The sequence below is a fragment of the Sporomusa sp. genome (assembly GCF_057736855.1).
Genome location: NZ_JBYKYF010000185.1, coordinates 1 through 6,107 on the forward strand (window position 1 = coordinate 1; position 6,107 = coordinate 6,107).

5 protein-coding genes are annotated in these 6,107 nt (G+C 45.2%); 3 read left to right on the forward strand and 2 right to left on the reverse strand.

Annotation, left to right across the window (positions count from 1 at the left end; translation table 11 throughout):
- Positions 1 to 1,803 (forward strand): insulinase family protein (locus AC29Z1_RS11935; RefSeq protein ID WP_488271689.1); only part of this gene is annotated, 1,803 nt, incomplete at its 5' end.
- A 232-nt stretch (positions 1,804 to 2,035) separates the two neighbouring features.
- On the opposite strand, the gene AC29Z1_RS11940 is transcribed toward AC29Z1_RS11935, so the two are convergent.
- The gene (locus AC29Z1_RS11940) at positions 2,036 to 2,323 is read right to left on the reverse strand and encodes a hypothetical protein (protein WP_488271690.1); all 288 of its coding nucleotides are present in this window, start codon (positions 2,321 to 2,323) and stop codon (positions 2,036 to 2,038) included.
- Positions 2,324 to 2,573: 250 nt separating this feature from the next.
- Here AC29Z1_RS11940 and AC29Z1_RS11945 point away from each other — a divergent pair, with 250 nt between their 5' ends.
- Positions 2,574 to 4,409 carry a hypothetical protein gene (locus tag AC29Z1_RS11945; RefSeq protein WP_488271691.1) on the forward strand — a complete coding sequence of 612 codons (1,836 nt, stop codon included), beginning with the start codon at positions 2,574 to 2,576 and terminating at the stop codon, positions 4,407 to 4,409.
- 108 nt (positions 4,410 to 4,517) lie between these two features.
- Here AC29Z1_RS11945 and AC29Z1_RS11950 read toward each other — a convergent pair whose 3' ends face one another.
- Complete coding sequence (locus AC29Z1_RS11950; RefSeq protein WP_488271692.1) at positions 4,518 to 5,654, reverse strand: HD domain-containing phosphohydrolase; 1,137 nt, start codon at positions 5,652 to 5,654, stop codon at positions 4,518 to 4,520.
- 125 nt (positions 5,655 to 5,779) lie between these two features.
- Here AC29Z1_RS11950 and AC29Z1_RS11955 point away from each other — a divergent pair.
- Positions 5,780 to 6,107 (forward strand): nitrilase-related carbon-nitrogen hydrolase (locus tag AC29Z1_RS11955; RefSeq protein WP_488271693.1); only part of this gene is annotated, 328 nt, incomplete at its 3' end.

The window sequence follows — 6,107 nt, forward strand, 5'->3', positions numbered from 1 at the left end:
GGTCTAGACAAGAAATTAGTGGAGTCTTCGGTAAATATCTTTGAATTCCACTTGCGGGAAGCGAATTACGGCAACCGTCCTAAAGGTCTGGTCTACAATATGAAATGCCTGGATAGCTGGCTGTATGATCAGGACCCGCTTATGCACCTCGCATATGAACCAGTATTGGATAAAATTAAGCAGGAATATAAACATGGCTATTTTGAGAAGTTGATCAAAAGCTGCCTGCTAGACAATCCTCACCAGGCGCTGGTAGCCTTGCAGCCCAATAGCGAGATCGGGTCAAAACATGCAGCCGAGCTTAATGAAAAACTGGCTGCCTACAAAGCGAGTCTGAGTGAATCTGAGCTTGAACAGCTTGTTCACCAGACCAAGGTGCTCAAAGAACGTCAGGAAACGCCTGATGCCCCAGAAAAACTGGAACTTATTCCGCTCCTGGAATTAAAAGATATTGACCCCAAAGCGGAAGAACTAGTAACAGAACAGCATACCGAACAAGATGTAACTGTGTTACTGCATCCAATATTCACCAACAAAATTGCTTATGTTAATTTATATTTTGCTGCTGGTGCGGTACCCGAAGCTGAGCTGCCCTATCTATTCTTGCTTGCTGATATTTTGGGTAAGGTGGATACCGAGACATATTCCTATGCTGACTTGGCCAAAGAAATCAACATTCATACAGGCGGTTTCAACTATGATGTGCTTGCCTACCCATCGGCAACTGATTATGAGAATTATACGCCAATGTTTCGCGTAAAGGCTAAAGCACTTGTCAGCAAATTACCGGAAATGTTTAGCCTGATTGGCGACATAACTGGCGGCAGTCTATTTACTGATACTGGACGGCTGAAAGAACTTATCCGTGAGGTTAAGGCCATGTGGGATACAGCCATTTTCAGGCGCGGCCAGCAGGTAGTAGCCAATCGACTGTTATCCTATGTATCCCCTGTAGCTAAATTCAATGAAAATGGACAGCTTACTTATTACAAATTTATTGCTGCTTTAGAAGCTGATCTTGACAACAACATCGACGAGATTGGCCATACGCTGTCGGTAGTGGCTAAGACGGTATTTAATCGGGATAATCTGCTGGCAGGAGTCACTTGTGAAGCCGAAGACTATAAAAAATTTGCGCAAAGTTTTCCGGTGCTGATTGACAAACTGGGAACCAGGCCGTACAACCCGGTAACATATACTTTTGATCTTCAGGCTGCGAACGAGGCGCTTATGACTTCAGGCAAAGTGCAGTATGTAGCTAAGGGTGCGAACTTCCGCCGTCTGGGATATAATTATCATGGCAGCATGAAGGTGCTGGAAACTATTTTGCGCTATGATTATCTCTGGAACCGTATTCGAGTACAGGGTGGTGCTTATGGTGCATTTGCCCAGTTTGACCGAAGTGGCAATGTGGTATTTTGTTCATACCGCGATCCCAACTTGGCTGAAACCATTAAAGTGTATGACGAGACCGCACAATACCTGCGTAACTTTACTGCCGATAAAATCAGCAAACGCGAAATGACCAAATATATTATCGGAACGATAAGCGGCATGGATACTCCTCTAACGCCGCAAATGAAGGGAGAACGCGCCGATACAGCCTATATCCGCAATATCAGTCAGGCTGATTTACAGCAAGAGCGGGAAGAAGTATTGGCAACAACTCAGGAAGATATCAGGAACCTAGCCAATCTGGTGGATGATATTATGAAAGCAAATTATTTGTGCGTCATGGGCGGCGAGCAGAAAATCCAAGCCCATAAAGACCTGTTTGGCAAATTAGTTACAGTCATTGATTAATGCCGCCGATACCTTGCTCAAAGGATCAACTGTTTACGCTGCAACGCATACCTAGATCATACGGCAAGTGATTTACATTTACTATGTTTTGGTAATAAGGCTAAACGCCTTTGAACAGCTTATATATCCCAGTAACAGAGATTGCCACACTAACATACATAATGACATGGATGAAAGATAAGCTTTCGTCCATGTGTCATTGCGCGTAATGTGGCAATCTCATTCTTTATTTTTATGCTTCGGTGGTTAATAATCCTTGTGCTAACAAACTTTCATCGGTTTCCCAGGACTCCACAATGGCTTTTGCTGTACGGAAATCAAATCCCATGCCTAGTAGATAACTCATTAACGCCACTTCGGTCATGGAATGGCGTGCGCTGCTGGATGACAGTTCGTTTAACCCATGGCGAATAGCAGGTTCAACCTGGAGTAAAAAATAACCTGCAGTTAGCGACTGCCCGGGAACTAGCTGAAATACCGGCAAGTGCCTGGAACAGCGTCCGGATAGAAAACGTGGCATTGTGTTTCCTCCCTCGCAGTTTTTAGTATAGTGTATGTATTTATCCAAGAATTGGTGTTATGTTAATTTAAATGTAACTACCATAACAGCAGCCTGTTCTAGGAGTTCATAGTATCGGATATAGCGTTTTTATGGTTTGCGATTTAAAATAAATAAGTTGTAATTGTTAATTGAAGTTTGCGAGTTTTCGTACGATAATACTATAGATACGTAATATTAAGTACGGCTAGCCGTGAATGAGGTGGCACCCATGAGTATTAATAATATTCATGCTGCTGGTAATGTGACAGCAGTAGCTCCGATCCATTTGGAAACAACCGATCAGACTATGACGCGTGAATCTGTTCATAGCCGGCAAAGTACAGGGGAGCAGACAGCGACTGCCAGCCAAGCGGTACAGGTGGCTTTAGAAAGTTTGGCAAGCAGCGAATTGAATCAACTTGCACAAACCATTGCCACCAGAACCGCGCTTATGAGTAAATTGCCGCCTGAGCTAAAGGAACTGGTACAAAAAATCCTCAATCAGACTCAGGCGATGCAAACGTCTTTGCCAGCGGGATTGGCGGCTTTGCTGACCTCCTCTAGGTCGGCAGGCGAGAAGCTTAGTTTACTAGCGGCTTTGCTGGAAGAAGCAGCCGGAGCAGATACAAAGGCTGGTGAGCTATCTCAGGGAAACCCAGCCGGCAAACAGCAAGTGACGGCTGAATTTTTTACTACTTTGCGTAATAGTAAGCCGGAAGAACTTAAAACTGCCATTAAGATGCTGAAAGAGTTGGCAATGGCTGTAAAGCAGACAGATAATAAAGCCGTGCAGCAGGCGACAACTTCCTTACTTAAACAAGTTCCTACCAGTCAGCAACAGTCGTCAGCAATGCAGCCGTCAAGTCAACTGACTGGCAACCAACAGGGGGCAGTAGCCCCTGAAGCTGGTCGGCAGCCTGTTATGCCCCAAGGTACGTCATCACAGCCGGCAGGGGTAATGAAAGAAGCGGCAGATGCGCCGGTGCCAGCCGGAGTAAGGAAGGAAACGCCAGATGCGTCACAGTCGGCCTTACGAATGGCTGAGAACCCAGACCTGTCGCAATCAAAGCATGGGGAGACGGAAAATAGACCATTACATTTACAAAAACCAAACCATATGGCGACAGAAAGCAAGCAGCAAGCTGGCGGATTGCTGGTTTCAGATAGACGCGACAATACGGCTAGTAAGCAGCAGGCTGCACCTGGTGTGCCAGTTCGCTCTGGTGATACACCGGAACGACAACCAGTGGCGGTTCGCTCTGGCGGTACACCGGAGCAACAACCAGCGGCAGTTCGCTCTGGCAGGACGTCAGAACAGGAAGCAGCGGCAGTGCTTACCCGGTTGCTTGCCGACCGACCGGAAATCATGAAAAGCATGCCGGCAGTCATCAAAGAATACATTCAAACCATGTTACGACAGGCAGAGTCAACTAAGTCGGTAACTACCCACATGCCAGAGCCATTGGCGACACTGCTGAAATCACCGCAGCCGTTAGCCGAGAAAATGACTATGCTTGCCCGCATGTTGGAAGAGGCTGTCGGTCTTTTTAAGCCGGAAGGACGTTTTGCTTTACAAACGGCAGTTGGCGGGCAGCAGGTGCTGGCGGAAGTAATTAATGCCTGGCGTAACAAAAACCAGGAAGACATAAAATTCGCTGCGAAAGCGCTGCGGCAATTGGCTGAGACTATGACCAATATGGCCAAAACGAGTGGAGTCTTGGCAGAACGTCAACTTAGCCACAGTATATTGTCATTTACAGTACCTCTGTATTTTGGTGATGGACAATCCGTTTACCCGGCGCATATTCATGTCTATTATCAAAAAGAAGACAACAAAAAAAATCCTGGCCAGCAAGTGCATGAGATCTGGCTAAGGATTTGTCTGGAAACCGAAAACATTGGGACGGTAGAAACGGCTTTTCGTCTTTATGACGGACAGAACTTGGATGTAAAAGTGAAATTTAACGATAACGAAGCAGCTGATTGTTTTGCTGATAGTATTCCTGCGATAAAACAACAGTTAGGACAGTTACCCTTCCATCTGGGCGAGCTTTTGGTGAGATAACACTATAAACGTCTTCAGTGTTACTTTTTATTTGAGACAGAGTATGGTGATTGGGGACTGCTAGAGAACACACAAAGCGCCAAGCTTGATACAGCCCCTGTGTTAGAGCTACTGGGCCTGGCGGAAATACGTATCGAGGTAAATATCACTAATTGACATAGCTGCTATTTCATCCTGGTTATATACTTTATTGATAAATGTAGTCAGATGCTTCGTCAAGTCAATTTCAGGTCCGTTTTCCAATTTGTAGCCATTGGCGTCAAAAATAACTTTTATGGTCGGGCGGGTTTGCAGTCCGGGAATGACTTTGGTTACTACGGCAATTTCCCCAGTGGTTAATTTGACAATACTGCCTACCGGATAAATGGCAATCTGATTAAAAAAGGTTCGCAAAATGATCGGGTCAAAATGGATGTTGGCCAGTGACAGTATGATTTCATAGGCTTCGTGGGGTAAAGAGCCCTCTTTATAAGGACGGTCAGAAGTAATGGCATCATATACATCAGCAATGGCGACAATTCTGGCATATTCGTGAATCTCACGGCTTTTCAGTTTCCGGCAGTACCCTGTACCGTTAAACTTTTCGTGGTGTTGAAAGGCAACATGGGCTGATAGTAAGGGGATGTCTCTCTGACGGCGGAGAATATCAAAACCGAGGGCAGGATGCTGTTCCATAGTCATGCGTTCACTTGCTGTCAATGGGCCAGGTTTTAGTAAGATTTCTTTCGGAATAAGCGTTTTGCCAACATCATGGAGTAAAGCACCCAGTGCTAATTCTTTGAGCTGAAGCCGGTTATATCCTAACCGTATGCCGGTCAGGGTAGATAAAACGCAAACATTGACAGAATGACCGAACGTATACCCATCACTGGTGCGAATATCGGTCAGGTGTACCATGGCATCGCGGTGTTCGATGATTTCACTTATAAGGAAATCAGTCAGATCTTTAAATGGTTGTGCTTCCAGTGTTTGATTGACTGCGAGGTTTTGGAACGCCTTTTGTACGATTTGAACAGCTTGCACCCGTGTTTCTTCACGAACGACTTCAGGAATGTCTATGTCGATGAGATGGTCTGTAAGAGGATTTTTAATATATACACAGGGAAGGTCAAATTGCCGCAGGCGTTCAATTTGCATGCGGGTTAAAACCGTTCCAGCGCTTAATAGCAATATGCCGTCAGTGCTGAAAATGTTGCGGGCAAGTACCATTCCAGGTTTTACATGTTTAATGGAAAGCTTTTGCATAGTGACGCAATATCCTTCTAGTATTTTAGCTAGAGCATTATTCGACAGTGTATATACTGAATCCTTTAAATTCCAACAAGTAGTTGGATAAAAATTCAATCGTTTACAAATAAGGGGGAGTCACAATGTCAACATTTACAGTCGGAATTTGTCAGCAGGGGGTTGTATCTGACAAGCAGGCTAATATTGATAAAGCCCGACGGATGATTGGTGAAGCAGCAGCCGGCGGTAGCCGTTTAGTCATACTGCCGGAGATGTTTAACTGCCCCTATCAGTCGGAATTGTTTCCCGAGTATGCTGAAAGCTATCCGGACAGTCCAACGATTGCTATGTTGGCTGAATGTGCGAAAGAACACAAAATTATTCTGGTCGGTGGTTCCATTCCGGAACGTGATGAAGCCGGGAAGATTTATAATACCTGTTTTATCTTTGATGAAAACGGTATGCTGCTGG